This window comes from Aneurinibacillus migulanus, from assembly GCF_001274715.1.
GTDB classification, from domain to species: domain Bacteria; phylum Bacillota; class Bacilli; order Aneurinibacillales; family Aneurinibacillaceae; genus Aneurinibacillus; species Aneurinibacillus migulanus.
On the sequence record NZ_LGUG01000004.1, the window covers coordinates 2,873,165 to 2,888,584 of the forward strand.

Consider the following 15,420-nt stretch of genomic DNA (forward strand, 5'->3'; position numbering starts at 1 on the left):
GAATTCGAAGCTGAATGAAATTCCTCCCTTACCGGATTCTTTTACTTATGAAATTGAAAGTAAAATAAAGGCAAGAGAATCAACGGATTTGGAAAACCGGAGAAAAAAGAAAGGGTTACATATTATAAAAAAACTGACCATTGCTGTAGCAGGGCTAATAGTGGCCGTTTCTTTAGGGATTTTTGTTTCTCCAACATTTGCGAGCTATGTAAACAGTTTGTTTAACATTGGGAAAGATAGCTATGAAGGTGCCAAAATTGCCGCCGAAAAGGGGTTCTCGCAGAAGCTTGATATGAAAGTCATGGATAAAGGCATCACCATTGAGGCAAAAGAAATCCTCGTTGATTCTCTTGCTCTTGCAGTAATTATTGATGCCAAAGATCAAAATGGTAAAAAAATATCCCCTAATGACCTTTTACAAGGGGTACAAAAATCAATTCTTACAGACAAATCAGAAAAAAAACAATTTGAAAGTACAGAGCCTGATGACTCCAACTGGTATCCTACTGACTCTGACTGGTACAGTACTCAGTATGGTGATTATATCATCTTTACGCGTAATATGGAGGGTGTTTTTACTGAACAGAATCCAATGCCTACCGAGATGCTCGTTCACCTTACCTTCAATAAAATCGGTAATATAGAGGGGAAATGGCAACTTAAAATCCCGGTGGATATGACGAAAGCAAATGTGGCTACTAAGCTAATTTCTATTAATAAAAAATACACATCACCACAGGGAGTGTCTCTTAATCTCAAAAATATAGAAATTTTTCCTAGCGCAACGCTCGTATCGGTCGAAGCAAAACAAACAAAAGAATTAGAAGAGAAAATACAAAACATTTCTAAGGAAAAAGGGTTTCGTGGTGATTTCAACGATTTCAAGGAAGGTGACGATCTTACTTCTTTCCATGCTGCCGATGCTTTGAAAAACACTGGATTTGCCTATCAACTCCTCGATGAGCGAGGCACTGTTATCGCCGGTCGTGACGATTTTGGTGTACCCAAAGCAATAGGTATAGATACAGGAAGTATGGAGAGTGGTTACGTACAAAGCAACTATACATTTAGGAATTCGTTTCTGCCGATTAGAGATACAAAGAAGCTTACATTTAAATTGCATGCTATCTATACGAACGAAGTGACAGATTTCCAGGCCAAACTAAATCTATCCAATCTTAGCAGGAAGCCGTTCACCCAGAAGGATACCTTTGGAAATACATTCACATTTAAGGATTTCAAATTAAAAGAATGGGAATTGAACAATGTAGATGCTTCCATAAAAGAAAAGATTAAAGTTAAAGGTGGACTCATTACCTATGAAGCAACATTAGCCAAGGATATTATGAGTACTGATGTCTGGTCGGTAAAGGACGAAACAGGAAAAGTACATCAGGTATATTCAGGCGACTACCTGGTGGCTCATGGTGATAAGGATCAAACACTGGTAACCAAAACAACGAAAGATGAAAATGGTCTTGTACACATCGAAGGAGTAATGGCTATTGAAGACATAGAACATCAACCGAAGGAACTTACCCTGAGCTATCATACTGTAAAAAAACAGCACCGAGATGTTGATTGGAAAGTGGATATCCCTTTAGGTAAATAAAGGAGAGCTGTCCCTGTTCTTTCTATATAAGAACCATATCGCCATCAACCTAGGAAAATAAGTCACCCCCAAAACGAAAAAATAAGCTTTTTTGTTACAAGAAAGCCTAAAAATTTCGTTCTGGGGATGCAATGAAATTTTAACTTGACAGGCATACGACTGAATCCTTCTCGTAGTGTCCGATATTCTAATGAGGAGTAAGGACGCTGTTTGTAATTAAAAACATAGCCGGAATATTTAGAGGTGTTTCCAGTGATAAATGAATGATGAACTCATCTTAACGAAAAGAGTTATCTTGAACTTTTAGATGAGATGGTAAAGGTTGGCTATCAGTTGTATGCCCCATATAATGAGCAAATCGTGGCAGTTACAGGTATAGCTATTCGGTTCCATTTTTATTACGGTAAATATATTTTTGTCTATGATTTAGTTACCTGTCACTCTGAGCGAGTGACCTTTTCTACATGGTTCTATAAAATTGCATACCATCACTGTTTGGATGAGATTAGAAAACAAAACCGCTGGCAATGACATGTCTTACTCTACCAAAGGCGGCAGACTTCATTTTATGACAACTGTACAGGGAGTTGGAGAAAAAGCTCTCCATCCGCGAACATAAAAACAAACGAATCATCATAAGGAGTGGATGAGAGTAACCATATGAGAGAGAAAAAACGATGGACAAATCTGTTATTTGCTTTATATTTTTATTTGTGCCTTGTTGTATCCACAGCTCACACCATATACTCACTATGAAAACAAGGTACTTGTGCTCACCTATCATCATATTGATGAAAAGATAAAAAGTGATGCTACGATTACACCGAAACTTTTTGAACAGCATATGAAAAAATTGAGGAAGTACAACTACAATGTGATTTCCATGGATGAATTTATTGCCTTTATGAAAGACAATAAAAGCGTGCCGCCGAATGCGGTTCTTCTTACGTTTGATGATGGTTATAAGAGCTTCTATTCGAAGGCGTACCCAACGCTACTAAAGTACGGTTACACCGCTACAAACTTTATCATTGTAAAAGCAACTGATATACCTAATCCAAAGGCACTTCCACACCTTACTTGGAAGGACATGCGGGAAATGAAACGAAACGGCATGAGCTTCTATTCCCATACATATGACCAGCATACGCTCTGTAACGTAAACGAGCAAGGGGAAACAAACCCTGCGTTCATAACACCAATATACAAGGAAAAAGAGAAAAGGATGGAGAACGAAGGTGAATATCAATATCGGATAGAAGATGATATTCAGTTTGCAAACGAACGCCTGGAGCGGGAATTAAACAACCATGAATCCCTTCTCTGCTTCCCATTTGGTGCGTATAACGATACCGTATTAAAAATAGGAAGAGAGAATAATATTCGCCTCTTTTTTACAACCCAAGAAGGAATAAATAAAGCGCATCAAGAAAAAGTTCTTCGAATTAATGCCGGAGCTCCAAATGTTTCTTCAGGAGAACTGATAAAGAAGCTGAGGAGTTATGATGAATAAAAATTGCTTCAAATGATAGTATATTTTCCTCTCTATATAAAGTTTCTCAAGAGAAAATCCCCCTTGTAAATACTAAGTTTGCAAGGGGGATTATTGCATACAGCAAAGCAAAAACGCTAAGGAACTATCAATGGAATAGTTGTATCATCTAATGGCAGCATAGCGAAATACAGCAGGAAACTATAGCCGATTTCCCCCTAAGAGTAGGGGAAATCGGCCCCGATATTTCTGGCGTATTAGTGTATTTTTTTATCATACTTTTTGCCAAATGAGCTCACCGCTGCAGGCATCGATATATTTTAATTCTCGATTACGGTCAACGCTCAAAGGAACATCCGCTTGACAAGTTGTGGTAGATTCATAGAGCAGGCGGTAAACTGGGGAATTCTCGTCTAGGTCTTTAAACCATTTAAGTCGGATGCTAACATGCTCACTGTATCGATCAAACGCTTTTTCGGGTGTAAGCACCGGACAAAAGTTCCTCTCTGCCAGTTCTAGAATTTCTTCATAAGAGACTCCCATATAGCTGCAGATTTTTCCGGTTAAAGTACTGACACTAACCATGGCCCGTTCATGGTTAACAGGGATATTGCCGATGTAGACAGGTAGATAGAAAAACTCGTGATCACGCAGTTCCTCATCCATGTTTTCCTGATCAACTTCGAGCTGAAGGTAAGAAGTATAATCCGGAAAAACGTGCTGCAAAAACTGTTCCGCCTTCTCCCAGCATTGCTTCCGGGTCAGTGATGCAGTTGCAGTAGTTTCTTTTTCCTCTTCAGTCCAGTGGAAGAACCCTGCCAAACACCCTGTCGATTTTTCGATTTGAATTATAAATGAGGATTCTAGTTTTCGTAGCGAATCACCCCATTTACGCTTCATGTAAGCATCCACAGAAAGTGTCTCTGATTCCGGCTCTTCATCTACTTCCTCCTTAAGCTTATACAACAATTTAATCCTCTCATCGTCATCCTTCGATTTCTCAAGCACGTATAACTTTGGATCGATACCAAGCATCTCCCAGGCTGCGATGTTTTTGATCAACTCCTCACTTGGATCATTCGGATTCAGTGGCTGTTTTCCCTTTTCGCTTTCTTCGAATGTTAGTGTATCACCCAAGCTATCGGTATCATCCCTTTCTATCGGAGCAATTGGGTGACTAGGAGGCATCAGATAATGTTCGATTCCAAAATGATCGACGCTCCGGAATCGCTTCATAGACAAGCCGATATTCAGGCTGTGTTCCCTCCATTTCATACATAGAAGGATACAAGGTAACCATTGTCAGTTTCATTTGTAAATCACTTAACACTTGTTGTCTCACGTTTTTTGCTCAACAATGCTATCAGGCCACTTTGGTCTAGGGGCGGTTTTTTGTTCAGATTGATATCTGATAATGTTTAAGCTATTATCCAGTGTAATTTCACAGCCCGTATCGGGAAGCGGTAGTCCCCCAACTTCCTCCCTATAGGTGATAAATCGAAAATTTTGTCTCTCTTCGATATTTACCCAAGTGAATGCTGTATGATCGGGATTATGTTTCATTAGAAAAGCGTCAGCGATCGCCCTCGCGTCCTCTTCGGAGTTGTCTTGGTTCCCTGTATTTTTATCTTCCATATCGATATCCAGCCTTATCAAATCCCCGGTTTCCAGGTCTAGCGCAACTTCAATTTTGCAGTCGTTTTTTTCAGGATCCTCCCAAATGAAGGATCGGTATTTCTCATTGCCCTTGGGTGTGTTATCTTCCATTTCCAGTCGGTAATGATCTGGAATCATGACAATTGTTTTTGCTTTTGTTCGGAGTGTCTCATAATCGATTGACATATATACCTCCATGATTTAGTTCTAATTTAAACAAAGCTTTTTATATCTCATAGAGGTTATACGTAAAACATCAGCGCAACGTAGCAAAAATATGTAAATTTTTCCTTGGTTGAACCTCCTGCAAGCCTACTTTTATATGATCTTTCGGGTGTAGGGAAGACGTATTTAACTTATTACTTAAAGCTTCCTGTAATTATATTAGACTTAGCTTCTGCGATTAGATGTTAGATAAAGTAACCTGGCGTAAGTTTGTCAACAGTAAATCATCATGTTAGCCATTGGGGGGACTTGCGTATGGAGGCTTATCCATCCAGACCCCGATAACTTATCAACGCTCACAGAGGAGGAGATTCGAGACATTTTGGCGTTCTGATAGGAGGAGGATTAACAATTGATTTAATCTCGTATGTAAAAAAACTGTAACAGCGTTTATTTGTTGCTACAGGGTTTTCCGTGTTTGCCCCTTTATTTCATTTATATACAGCGGGACAAGGAGTTAGATGCTATTGGTGATAGGCTGCGCGTAAATCTTCTGCGACTAACGCCATGACAGCGCATAGATGTTGTCAACCAATGTATAAAAGCCTAGCCCCTTTAATCCAGAGGTACAAGATAAAAAGAAACTTCGCCGTTCCAGCGACGAAGTTTCTAGTGATATAGATAGATTCCACGGCTCAAAGGTGAAATCTAAGCGATATCCACCGGTGCGCCAGGTTCCTATTCTAACGTGGTGGGTTTCCCTTGTTTAATTTTTGTCTATTCCTTAAAAATAGATGGCGTGCAGTTCCTCTTTCATTTTTTGATGGAGGACAGGATTAGATGCAATAATCCCGGATGCACCCCATCTAAAGCTATTCCCCTCACGATCAGAAACGACTCCGCCAGCCTCTTGCACCAATAAGGCACCTGCTATCCAATTATAGAATTCATCTCCGAATTCGTAGTATCCATCCAGTCGTCCGCAGGCGGTGTAGGCAAGCTGAAGGGAGACAGACCCAAGCATTCTGACCGCAAATGCCCTAGGGATGATTTGGCCAAATCCTTTCAGAGTGAGATTGGTACTCTCGATTTCTTTGGTCGGAAAGGATGGGGGAGTTGTAGAAACGATTGCTTCCTCTAGCTTTTCCTTGGTAGCCACGCTAATTCGCTTACCATTTAAAAAAGCTCCTTCACCCGCAACCGCATGAAACAGTTCATCGTGACTTGGATCATATACAAAGGAAAGTGCTGGCTGGCCATCGCGGACCAGGCACAGGGAAATAGTATAGGAATAAATTCCTTGCAAAAATTGTACTGCCCCATCGATCGCATCACAAATCCAATACTCACCTTGAAATTCGACTTTTTGTTGGTTTTGTGTCTCAAACTCTGAATCGGACCAATGAATATTAGGATATTTTTCAGCCATTGCAACTTTTATCTGGTTGGTAGCCCAGTCATTCGATAATTCGAATTGATTAAACAAATCGGTAACAGAGGACGAGCGTTCCTCTCGCTTGCATTTCTCATTCAAACCTGTTCCTACAGCTTTTAGTAGTTTTTTACAAAAATCGACATCAATTGAGGTCATCGTTATTTCTTCCTTTCTATGATTTTATTTAGTAGTACAATGTCATACTACTTATTAGTGGTATGGATAAATACTACATATACTTCCTAGAAGTGTCAAGTGCTTTGTATGATGAAGATGAAAGAGCAGACGATTTACTCTCATTAACATGTCCCTACATATGCATCGGATGGAAACATGGCTAAGCAGTATTTGGAAGAAGGCTGTTATCACCTAGCTATGCTTGACATCATGTTACCTGAACTTGATAGATACAAGCTGTTGGAAATGCATAAGTAGAAAAATATACTAGTTATTTTTGTGACCGCCAAGGCTAGTGTTTTAGACAAGGTTCATGGTTTGCGGCTGGGAGCCGAAGATTACATCACAAAACCCTTTGATCTTTTGGAAGTGTTGGTAAGAGTGGAAGTTGCGTTGAGAAGGCTTCGGACAACGATACAATCATTTGCCTCAATGTCTATACGGAGAGTACTTTCGTTGTCTTTTGTGTCAAAGATCATGGTTGCGGTATTCCAGAAAAACATCTGAACAATGTGCTTCAACTATTTTTCATGCTGAATAGCGTACGACGCCTCGTTGAACTCCAAACATGTAATTATCATGCATGGCTTTCGGGAACCTATAAAGTTGCGAATCTTTGGTGAGGCCAACCGGCATAAAAGGATGATAATATCCGGAGAAATTCAGATTTTTCCCGCCGGAGAGAAAATGTACTGTCATCGGATTGTTGGCAAGGAAAAGCTGATTTAATTGCTTGAGCAGTTTGTCGGAAAAGAGCATGGGATGTATTCGTCAAGGGAGCTTTACAGCATCCATGTGTATGCGGCTAGCGAAGAGGGAGAGGAATTGTACTTTGCAGAGATGGATGGCAGAGGTATAGTGAAACAGAACGGATATGAGTATTTACAATCCTATATCAGCTTGCTGCACGTGATGGACGGTCGGATTACCTTGTATAAGGAGATACGTTTGCAGGGCGCGCTTGCTTCTTTGCAAGGCGAGTAGCAGCCATGACGAGCGTCAATAATGTGCATGAAGGGCGAAAGCGACGCTGTTTTCACTGTATATGAGTATGTACCATTGGGGAGCGATTGTCGTAACACCGGACTTCACCGATCTCTCGATTATAGAAGCTAGAAGCAATTTTTATAGTATAAGCGTAACCATGGATAACAACGGTATTTTTGATGCGGAGGGTTGGGAAGCGGTCAAACATCAAGCAAGATGCGTAGTAACCGTGACAGCAGCATTGCAAAAAGATCTAAAAATGCCTGTAGTTATTTAAGGATTAAGGCATTTATTGGGGATATTATGTGTTGACTTTTACAATAAATTATAGTAGTATTTCAAAATACGCACAATGAAAGAGAGGAGGTACATACATTGATTGACGAGCTTCGTAAAATCGGTTTGTCAGATCTGGAAGCAAGATGTTACTTGGTGCTTCATGAGGAGCCAAAGATATCTGGATATGAGGTGGCCAAAAAAGTCTCTGTTTCCCGAACAAATGTATACGCAGCACTTCGTTCATTAACGGACAAAGGCATGTGCCGAGTGATAGAATCAGAACCTGTTCTCTACGATGCCGTACCGATTGAACAGCTTGTTCGATTGTTACAATCAGAATTTGAACAAACAACCCGCTCGCTTCTGGAGCAACTGCACTCGCCCCCTCGGACATCTCCATCATTCTATAGCTGGCAAGGTGACAAAGCGATTGAGACAGCCATTCGGCGTTTGGTCTCGAATGCAGACAAGAGCATTGTGGTCGATATTTGGTCTGAAGATGTTCACTGGGTGGAAGGACCGCTGGTGGAAGCGGAGAAACGCGGCCTTGCTATCACACTGATTTCGATCGGTGAATGCCATACATGTCTGAAGAATGTTCTGGTGCACAAAAGGAGCGATGAGTGGAAGAATGTTGGTGCCAGAAAATTTTCTATTCTCTGCGACACCCGTTCTGCCCTGCTTGGCAGCTTTGGTAAAGAGCTCAAACCTACAGTATTAGAAACCGATCATCCTTCCCTTATTGAACTATTGCAAAATGCGTTTTATCACGACGTCATTATGGAACAGATTGAGCGGGATTTTAGCAAAGAACTGGCGGATAAGTACGGAAATCATTATGAACGCATTATTGACTCTTATCGGAAATACTTGTGAAGGATGAAGAGTATTTCCTTTTTTTTAATTTTATATTAGTAGTATTTTATAACACCTCTAAAAAGAGGGTAAAAAAAGGAAACCTCTTTATGAAAACAACCTATTCAATGCCAACACGCTCATTTTTAAGCGTGGAAATAACTTGTGCCACGCCGATAAAATAAGCGATCTCTTCAGGGAATTGTTTGATGAATGTAATCCCTAGTATGCTCCCCAGGAACAGCCAAGCAAAACGAGCTTTTGTTTATTGTATTTTTTTCAGATACTATATAAATTACACTTGATATTTTGACAGGGGAATGTGGTTGGAAGGAGGAGATTCGGAAAAAAGAAGAGGTTGGATGCGCCCTGCGCTCCAGCAGAAGAAAGGCCAATCAGATGTATATAGATATTGAATCCTTGTTCAACTCTCTTGTAAAAATTGTTTTTGTAAGCATGAATGATTTTTTCTTTGGAATCCTCATCTTGAATTTCCTTTGAAGTTGAAAGTGCCCTGCTTTCATAGACAATAATTCGAATTATTTCATCGCTGTTTAAGTTTTTGCAATTTTCGTTCCGTCGTTCCATGTATAGTAATCAAAAAGCGAGTTGTTTCTATCTGCTGTTGGAGCAGGTTTCAAGTCACCAATACCCTGATTTAGTGGCGAATTTCTAGTTCTCTCTTGGTCAAGTGGTGTGGTTTTGACGGTCCAAAAATGAGCATTACGAGGACCGAATTTACATATATTACAAGGCTCGACTTACTGTAAAATCAGGAGATGATCGGGGAAGCTACTTTTCTCATTATTAATCTGAGGCATGTGTAGACGCAAAAATAGCAGGGAAAGCAGAAAAGAGATATCAAAAGCAAACAGCGAGAGAAACAAAGTCTCATAGATTAATGCTTACCATTTTATATGATGAATTAAAAAAGCAATCTCAGGCTGACATATGGTCTGATATGCATATTAAGTTTGGATATGAAGCAAAAATGCAACTTCAATACTATCCGGATATTTGGGTAAATAAGAAACTTATACCTGCAAATATTTTGCGTTTTTTTATAGAGATGACAATTTGTTCAGAATTTGTTCAGTTAGTAGCAATAAAATAAGCAACAGGCATTAAATAGTATTATTTAGCTAAAGGTTAAAGGAGTATAAAATAAAAGTGAAAAAGGAATCGTTTATTATACCTATGAATAGGTCTGAACACTCTGGTGCTGTACGCGAGATAACAAAAGGGGAGGGGAAGATGAAGAAGTGGGGTTATGGAATTGCCAAATTCCTTATTCCTATTACTATTTCTTTCTTTGTTTATTCCGTTCCTGCCTTAGCAAAAGAATCACAGGAGATGGTGGGCGGAAGCGTAGAGGTTGAGAGACCCCCTGTAATGACAAAAGGGATTGTTAGTTATAAAGTAAAACAAGGGGATAGTATGAGTTCGATTGCTACTGCTTTTAAAATTCCATTGAAAGATTTATTAACAGCTAATCCACACATAAAAAATTACAATAAACTTTCCATTGGTCAAGACGTGTATCTTCCCTAAATTAATGTTGCGGAGTATGAGCATGCCTTGAAGCTGTATAAAGGAAATTATCTCGAGGATTACGAGTATATGTGGGCAGAACGTAAACGGGGGCGTCTTCAGTTGTTGTGGCAGATTTGAGCAGGTTTTATATGGAATAAGGAAGCTGGCAAGGCGTAATCAAGGTCAATCAACGCATTCAACAGTTCCTTTCTTCACAAAAAAAGCCCGAATAAGGAGCTTTTTTCAAAGCAGCCATTATTCGGGCTACAGGCAGTATTTAAAACGAAATTTTTCTGTTTTTCATCAATGGTGTTGATTATCCAGTACGATCCAGATTGGATCGTCACCACACCGTGCCCCAAACGGGCGGCGGTTCGTCTCCCGCACTCGAAAAACCCTGATGTTTTGCCGGTTCGGCCTTGGTGCCACAAAGCGGCCGTATCTCTTCCTTGCGAGAAAAAGATGAGGGAGCACGCCGACGCGTGCATCTTATTCCTTCCAATCTATGGATAATCAACAGGTGTGGTTTTTCATATCAGTTATACGATGGGGTTTCCCTCCTATTTTTTATCTCACTTCTTTTCAAAGTTGGTAACAGATACGACTGAGCCATCACCATTAAAAACTATTTCTAATTCTTTTTTAGGAATATTGACATGTTTAAAGTAAACTTTAGTGATTGAATCTTTATTTTTAAAAGGTTTCGTCTCAACATGGGAGAATGCATAATCCCCCCAGTTTTTTTCATACAAATCTTTTACCAATACTGCTGCTTTTTCTTTTGCCTTATTTTCAGGCAGCGGTTTTTCTATAGGAGGCGATGTCTCAGACTTACTAAGACTTAAAAGATTGCCGGACAAATCGTATTCAACGAATCCAAAAAAGCCATTCTTTCCTTTTTCTTGTACCCATAGTTGAGTGCTTTCGTATTTTACTAAAAAGCCTACATCCCTTTTCCCTCGATTGGCACGAACGACCTCAAGTTGTTTTGCTTCCGGATACACTTTATATAACTTATTTAAAGCAGATTGTATTTCTTGCCTATTTAACTGATTACCTGTTAAATCACCTAGCTCAGTATGTCCGCGTGCGAAAGCGCGTACCCCTACATTTGCACCTAATCGCACAGAGATCGTTTTAAAGGTTTCATTCGGTTGCATTTTTTTACTAAAAACNAATCGCACAGAGATCGTTTTAAAGGTTTCATTCGGTTGCATTTTTTTACTAAAAACAACACTCGTTCCACCAGTCGTCCCCAGAGTATTATCCTCAAATCGTTGAACAATATATTGCTTACTCTCGTTCCCGATAAATTTCTGTAAAAAATCTTTTGCCTGCTGTTCTGCCTGATTATGTGGCAGTGGAGCCAATTGTTTATCCTGAAAATTGACATTTAAAATTTCCCCTGTACTAACCTCAATTTCAACACTAGCATCACCTTGTGGGGTATTGAGTTTCTTCTTTTCTTTTGTAAAGGTAATATCCCACTGCTCAACACCATACCCATGTTTTCCGGTTCCTTTCTGTATCATTCCTATATGGTAATTTTTCAGTTCAGGAAATACTTGATATATTTTGTTCAGTGACTTTTGCGCTGTTGCGTCGATTTTTGTTAGTGTTTGCATGGATGTTGTTTGAACAGGTTTTTGGGGCTCCTTGGAAAATACAGGTGTTGTAATTAAAAGACTCATGGATAAAAATATTGCTGTGGTCTTTTTGATATTCAATGTTTTTCCCTCCTATTTTTTATCTTACTTCTTTTCAAAGTTGGTAACAGATACGATTGAGCCATCACCGTTAAAAGCTATTTCTAATTCTTTTTTAGGAATATTGAGATGTTTAAAGTAAACGCGAGTGATTGAATCTTTGTTTCCCTTCTCATCTTTAAAAGTTTTCATCTCAACATGAGAGAATGCATAATCCCCCCAGTTTTTTTCATACAAATCTTTTACTAGTACTGCTGCTTTTTCTTTTGCCCTATTTTCAGGCAGCGGTTTTTCTGTAGGGGGGAGTGTCTCAAACTTACTAAGACTTAAAAGATTGCCGGATAAATCGTATTCAACAGATCCAAAAAAGTCATTCTTTCCTTTTTCTTGTACCCATAGTTGAGTGCTTTCATATTTCCCTAAATTGCCTACATCCCTTTTCCCTCGATTGGCACGAACGACTTCAAGTTGTTTTGCTTCCGGATATACTTTATATAGCTTATTTAGAGCAGATTGTATTTCTTGCCTATTTAACTGATTACCTTTTAAATCACCTGGCTCAACGCGTCCACGTGCGAAAGTGCGTACCCCTACATTTGCACCTAATCGCACAGAGATCGTTTTAAAGGTTTCATTCGGTTGCATTTTTTTACTAAAAACAACATTCGTTCCACCAGTCGTCCCCAGAGTATTATCCTCAAATCGTTGAACAATATATTGCTTACTCTCGTTCCCAATAAATCTCTGTAAAAAGTCTTTTGCCTGCTGTTCTGCCTGATCATGTGGCAGTGGAGCCAATTGTTTATCCTGAAAATGAACATTTAAAATTTCCCCTGTACTAATCTCAATTTCAACACTAGCATCATCTTCTGTAGTATTCAGTTCCTTTTTTTCTTTTGTAAAGGTAATATCCCACTGTTCAACACCATACACACGCTTTCTGGTTCCCTTCAGTATCAGTCCCATGTGGTAATTTTTTAGTTCAGGAAACTCTTCATATATTTTGTCCAGTGATTTTTGTGCTGTCGCATCGATGTTTAGTTCATTTTTATCCGCTTTGAAAATGGAGCCAACAATTGGGATATCTTTCAAAATATTGGCCATTACCGGTGAAATAAACCCTAATGTAAAAACGCTGAGGATGACAAGTGCAGCTGAACCTGCAATATAGAGTCCTGCCTTTTTTCGTTTATTTTTTTTACCTTCATGGAGAACAGAGCGATTTTTATCCTGTTCTTGCATTGCTTTTTCTAACCCTCGTTCGCTATATTCCGTAAGCGATGCCGGTAACGGAATATTGTTCATCTCGCTTTTCAAATTATTCTCCATACAAAGAACCCTCCATTACATTGACTCGTAATCGTTTTAAGGCTCGATACAGAATCGTTTTAACGGTGTTTAACGGAAGATCAAGAATTTCAGCAATGACGGGCAGTGTGTAGTCATAATAATATTTAAGTAAAACTACACTTTTTTCTTTTTCATCTAGCGATTTTTGAACCAGTTCTAACAGTGAAACAGAAAGTGCAACATCAGGGTCATATTCTTTCATATCCCATTCGTTAAGAAATGAAGTGGTAGTGTGTTTTCGTTTACGTAGGAAATCAATTGCACAATTAATCGTTATTTTAATTAGCCACGATTTGAAGTATTCCGGATTTTTTAAACGATGGATATTTAAAAGTGAACGATAGGCGGTCTCTTGAACAATATCTAGTGCATCTTGTTCATTATTGACATATATGTAAGCTGTTCGATAAATCATCGCTTGATATTGCAGAAATAGCTCTTTATATGCAGTTGAATCTCCTTTTGTCGCTTGTTGAATAAGCGAAATGATTGATTGCTCCATCCTCATCCTCCCTTCTTTACATAAAATTAGACGGAAAGAGTAAGATAAAAAGTTTTCTACAACTTATAAAAAAATTTTAGATTGATAGCGATGGGCGGTATCCTATGCCCATCTTTAGAGTTCCTTGAAGATTTACTCCAGATGCTTGAGAAGCTGGAAGAGAGGATAGAAAAGATGTTAAATCAAATCAACCAGGCTCGACATTCACTAATAAAAAGCCGAAAGGAAAATGGTTAGTACATAGAGACGATTATGAGTGTTAGTGAGTGGTTCGGGGTGATGCTGGCTATGGCTCATGTAATTGAAAAAGTCCAAATGGAGTGGGGTAGAAAGTTACATCTATCTCTCGTCACAACAAAAAATATGCCGACAAAGATTTCGTACTCTAGCGATTTTCACATAAAAACAGCCGCTATGAGCGAAGGCTCCATAACGGCTTAGCAAACACGTTTAATAAAAATATCACGCAAAAAGAAAACCAGCAAGTTTTATTTCAGTGATTTACTGTAAGTGCTACAGGTGAGCGTTCTTAAGAATGCTAAAAAGAGGACAGAGGCAGGTTTTAATTATCCCAAATGGCTTTGTCTATGTAAATAAGCCCTTTATCTTTTACTAATGCTTCGAATTTATAAAGGATTTCATCAGATCTAATGTCTGTATAAACAAACCATAAATTTTTCATGGCTCTGATATACGGACCTAAATTAGCGATAGTACCCTCGATTGCCTTATAGAGTTTCTCTTGGTCTGCAGATCCTGTCGAAGATTTAAGTTTGTTCGTAACAGGCCTTGGTTCATAAACGATTAAATAATACTCCAAGGTATCGTGCCTCCTGGTATGTACTCGGAAGGATGCTACTCGTAAAATGCTCCATATTCTTCCGATAATACCATTCGACAAAAGGATGTGAAACCCTATTTTTAGCTAACAGGACGAGTCTGCATCTGGTGTGGGCTCGGTAACGGCCACCCAAGGGGGAAAGGAGGGGGCGTGAAAACCTTCGTCTTTTGTGTCGTATACGTATCTTTCCATCATATTAACGACGCTTCTTCAAGCTAAGTTACTCAATTTTTCTGTATATCTAAACCTTAACCTGATGGGTGTGTAACGTGACCCTAATAGAAAATAAAACAGATGGTCTTCACAAAAAAATTTAGGAAAATGAGAAAGATATTCTAAAATTGTACGTTATAGCTAATGAACAAGCAAAAGGTAGCATCACTTTTGGAAAGGAGGACAAACATGTCTAGCGATCAGGAGCTGGTTGAACTCGTTTTACAAGGAAATAAGCAGGCGTACAATCAGATTGTAGACCGATACAAAGGAAAGATTTACTTCTTTTTGTATGGAATGATAGGTCGACCACAAGATGCACAAGATTTAGCGCAAGAAGTATTTATTAAAGCATACTTCCACATACAAAGCTATAAACCTGATTACAGCTTTTCATCCATACCGTATTGCAACTAATCACTGTCTCGATGAACTGAGAAAACAAAAACGTGTCCCATACATCAGTCAGGAAAACGGTAGTCATGAGGAGAATTCATTCGTCCATCATAGAACACCGGAATCCATTTATTTGGAAAAAGAACGAAATGCTGTTTTGCACAAGTATATTATGGAGCTCGATGAAAACTATCGAACGGTGCTTGTACTTCGTCATATTG

16 protein-coding genes are annotated in these 15,420 nt (G+C 39.1%); 8 read left to right on the forward strand and 8 right to left on the reverse strand.

Translation table 11 applies throughout. The features are described from left to right. On the forward strand, positions 1-1,612 hold a 1,612-nt coding region (locus AF333_RS15680), incomplete at its 5' end, for a DUF4179 domain-containing protein (protein WP_081003375.1). A gap of 718 nt (positions 1,613-2,330) precedes the next feature. After that, positions 2,331-3,125 carry a polysaccharide deacetylase family protein gene (locus AF333_RS15685; protein WP_235496498.1) on the forward strand — a complete coding sequence of 265 codons (795 nt, stop codon included), beginning with the start codon at positions 2,331-2,333 and terminating at the stop codon, positions 3,123-3,125. Positions 3,126-3,377: 252 nt separating this feature from the next. Here AF333_RS15685 and AF333_RS15690 read toward each other — a convergent pair whose 3' ends face one another. The 3 genes from AF333_RS15690 to AF333_RS15700 all read right to left on the reverse strand — a co-directional run bounded on the left by AF333_RS15690 (position 3,378) and on the right by AF333_RS15700 (position 6,516). Continuing rightward, positions 3,378-4,379, reverse strand: coding sequence for a YcdB/YcdC domain-containing protein (locus AF333_RS15690; RefSeq protein ID WP_235496499.1), 1,002 nt, complete (start codon positions 4,377-4,379; stop codon positions 3,378-3,380). A gap of 63 nt (positions 4,380-4,442) precedes the next feature. After that, entirely contained in the window at positions 4,443-4,946 is a 504-nt protein-coding gene (locus tag AF333_RS15695; RefSeq protein ID WP_043066369.1) for a YcdB/YcdC domain-containing protein, read from the reverse strand. Positions 4,947-5,709: 763 nt separating this feature from the next. Then, the gene (locus tag AF333_RS15700; protein WP_043066368.1) at positions 5,710-6,516 is read right to left on the reverse strand and encodes an inositol monophosphatase family protein; all 807 of its coding nucleotides are present in this window, start codon (positions 6,514-6,516) and stop codon (positions 5,710-5,712) included. 750 nt (positions 6,517-7,266) lie between these two features. On the opposite strand from AF333_RS15700, the gene AF333_RS15705 reads away from it, so the two are divergent. From AF333_RS15705 to AF333_RS15725, 5 genes are all read left to right on the forward strand, one after another. Continuing rightward, the gene (locus AF333_RS15705) at positions 7,267-7,521 is read left to right on the forward strand and encodes a nuclear transport factor 2-like protein (RefSeq protein ID WP_043066367.1); all 255 of its coding nucleotides are present in this window, start codon (positions 7,267-7,269) and stop codon (positions 7,519-7,521) included. Positions 7,522-7,582: 61 nt separating this feature from the next. Next, on the forward strand, positions 7,583-7,801 hold the full coding sequence (locus tag AF333_RS15710) for a hypothetical protein (RefSeq protein ID WP_074715551.1): 219 nt from the start codon (positions 7,583-7,585) through the stop codon (positions 7,799-7,801). A gap of 98 nt (positions 7,802-7,899) precedes the next feature. Next, positions 7,900-8,679, forward strand: a complete 780-nt coding sequence (locus AF333_RS15715) for a TrmB family transcriptional regulator (RefSeq protein WP_043066365.1) — start codon at positions 7,900-7,902, stop codon at positions 8,677-8,679. An 880-nt stretch (positions 8,680-9,559) separates the two neighbouring features. Next, a complete protein-coding gene (locus AF333_RS35420; protein WP_043066364.1) occupies positions 9,560-9,772 on the forward strand; it encodes a hypothetical protein in 213 nt (70 codons plus the stop codon). 140 nt (positions 9,773-9,912) lie between these two features. Continuing rightward, complete coding sequence (locus AF333_RS15725; protein ID WP_158502429.1) at positions 9,913-10,209, forward strand: LysM peptidoglycan-binding domain-containing protein; 297 nt, start codon at positions 9,913-9,915, stop codon at positions 10,207-10,209. 194 nt (positions 10,210-10,403) lie between these two features. Here the strand turns inward: AF333_RS15725 and AF333_RS35425 are convergent, their stop codons facing one another. The 5 genes from AF333_RS35425 to AF333_RS15750 all read right to left on the reverse strand — a co-directional run bounded on the left by AF333_RS35425 (position 10,404) and on the right by AF333_RS15750 (position 14,569). Then, positions 10,404-10,679 (reverse strand): hypothetical protein, encoded by a 276-nt coding sequence (locus AF333_RS35425; RefSeq protein WP_235496500.1) that lies wholly within the window; start codon positions 10,677-10,679, stop codon positions 10,404-10,406. Positions 10,680-10,763: 84 nt separating this feature from the next. After that, positions 10,764-11,366 (reverse strand): hypothetical protein (locus tag AF333_RS35430; protein ID WP_235496501.1); only part of this gene is annotated, 603 nt, incomplete at its 5' end. 576 nt (positions 11,367-11,942) lie between these two features. After that, positions 11,943-13,226 carry a DUF4179 domain-containing protein gene (locus tag AF333_RS15735; RefSeq protein ID WP_043066361.1) on the reverse strand — a complete coding sequence of 428 codons (1,284 nt, stop codon included), beginning with the start codon at positions 13,224-13,226 and terminating at the stop codon, positions 11,943-11,945. Further along, on the reverse strand, positions 13,216-13,749 hold the full coding sequence (locus tag AF333_RS15740; protein WP_043066360.1) for a sigma-70 family RNA polymerase sigma factor: 534 nt from the start codon (positions 13,747-13,749) through the stop codon (positions 13,216-13,218). The genes AF333_RS15735 and AF333_RS15740 overlap by 11 nt, the downstream gene beginning before the upstream one ends. A 562-nt stretch (positions 13,750-14,311) precedes the next feature. After that, positions 14,312-14,569 (reverse strand): hypothetical protein, encoded by a 258-nt coding sequence (locus AF333_RS15750; protein ID WP_043066358.1) that lies wholly within the window; start codon positions 14,567-14,569, stop codon positions 14,312-14,314. A gap of 423 nt (positions 14,570-14,992) precedes the next feature. On the opposite strand from AF333_RS15750, the gene AF333_RS15755 reads away from it, so the two are divergent. Continuing rightward, a complete protein-coding gene (locus tag AF333_RS15755; protein WP_053432706.1) occupies positions 14,993-15,220 on the forward strand; it encodes an RNA polymerase sigma factor in 228 nt (75 codons plus the stop codon). Positions 15,221-15,420: the final 200 nt, after the last annotated feature.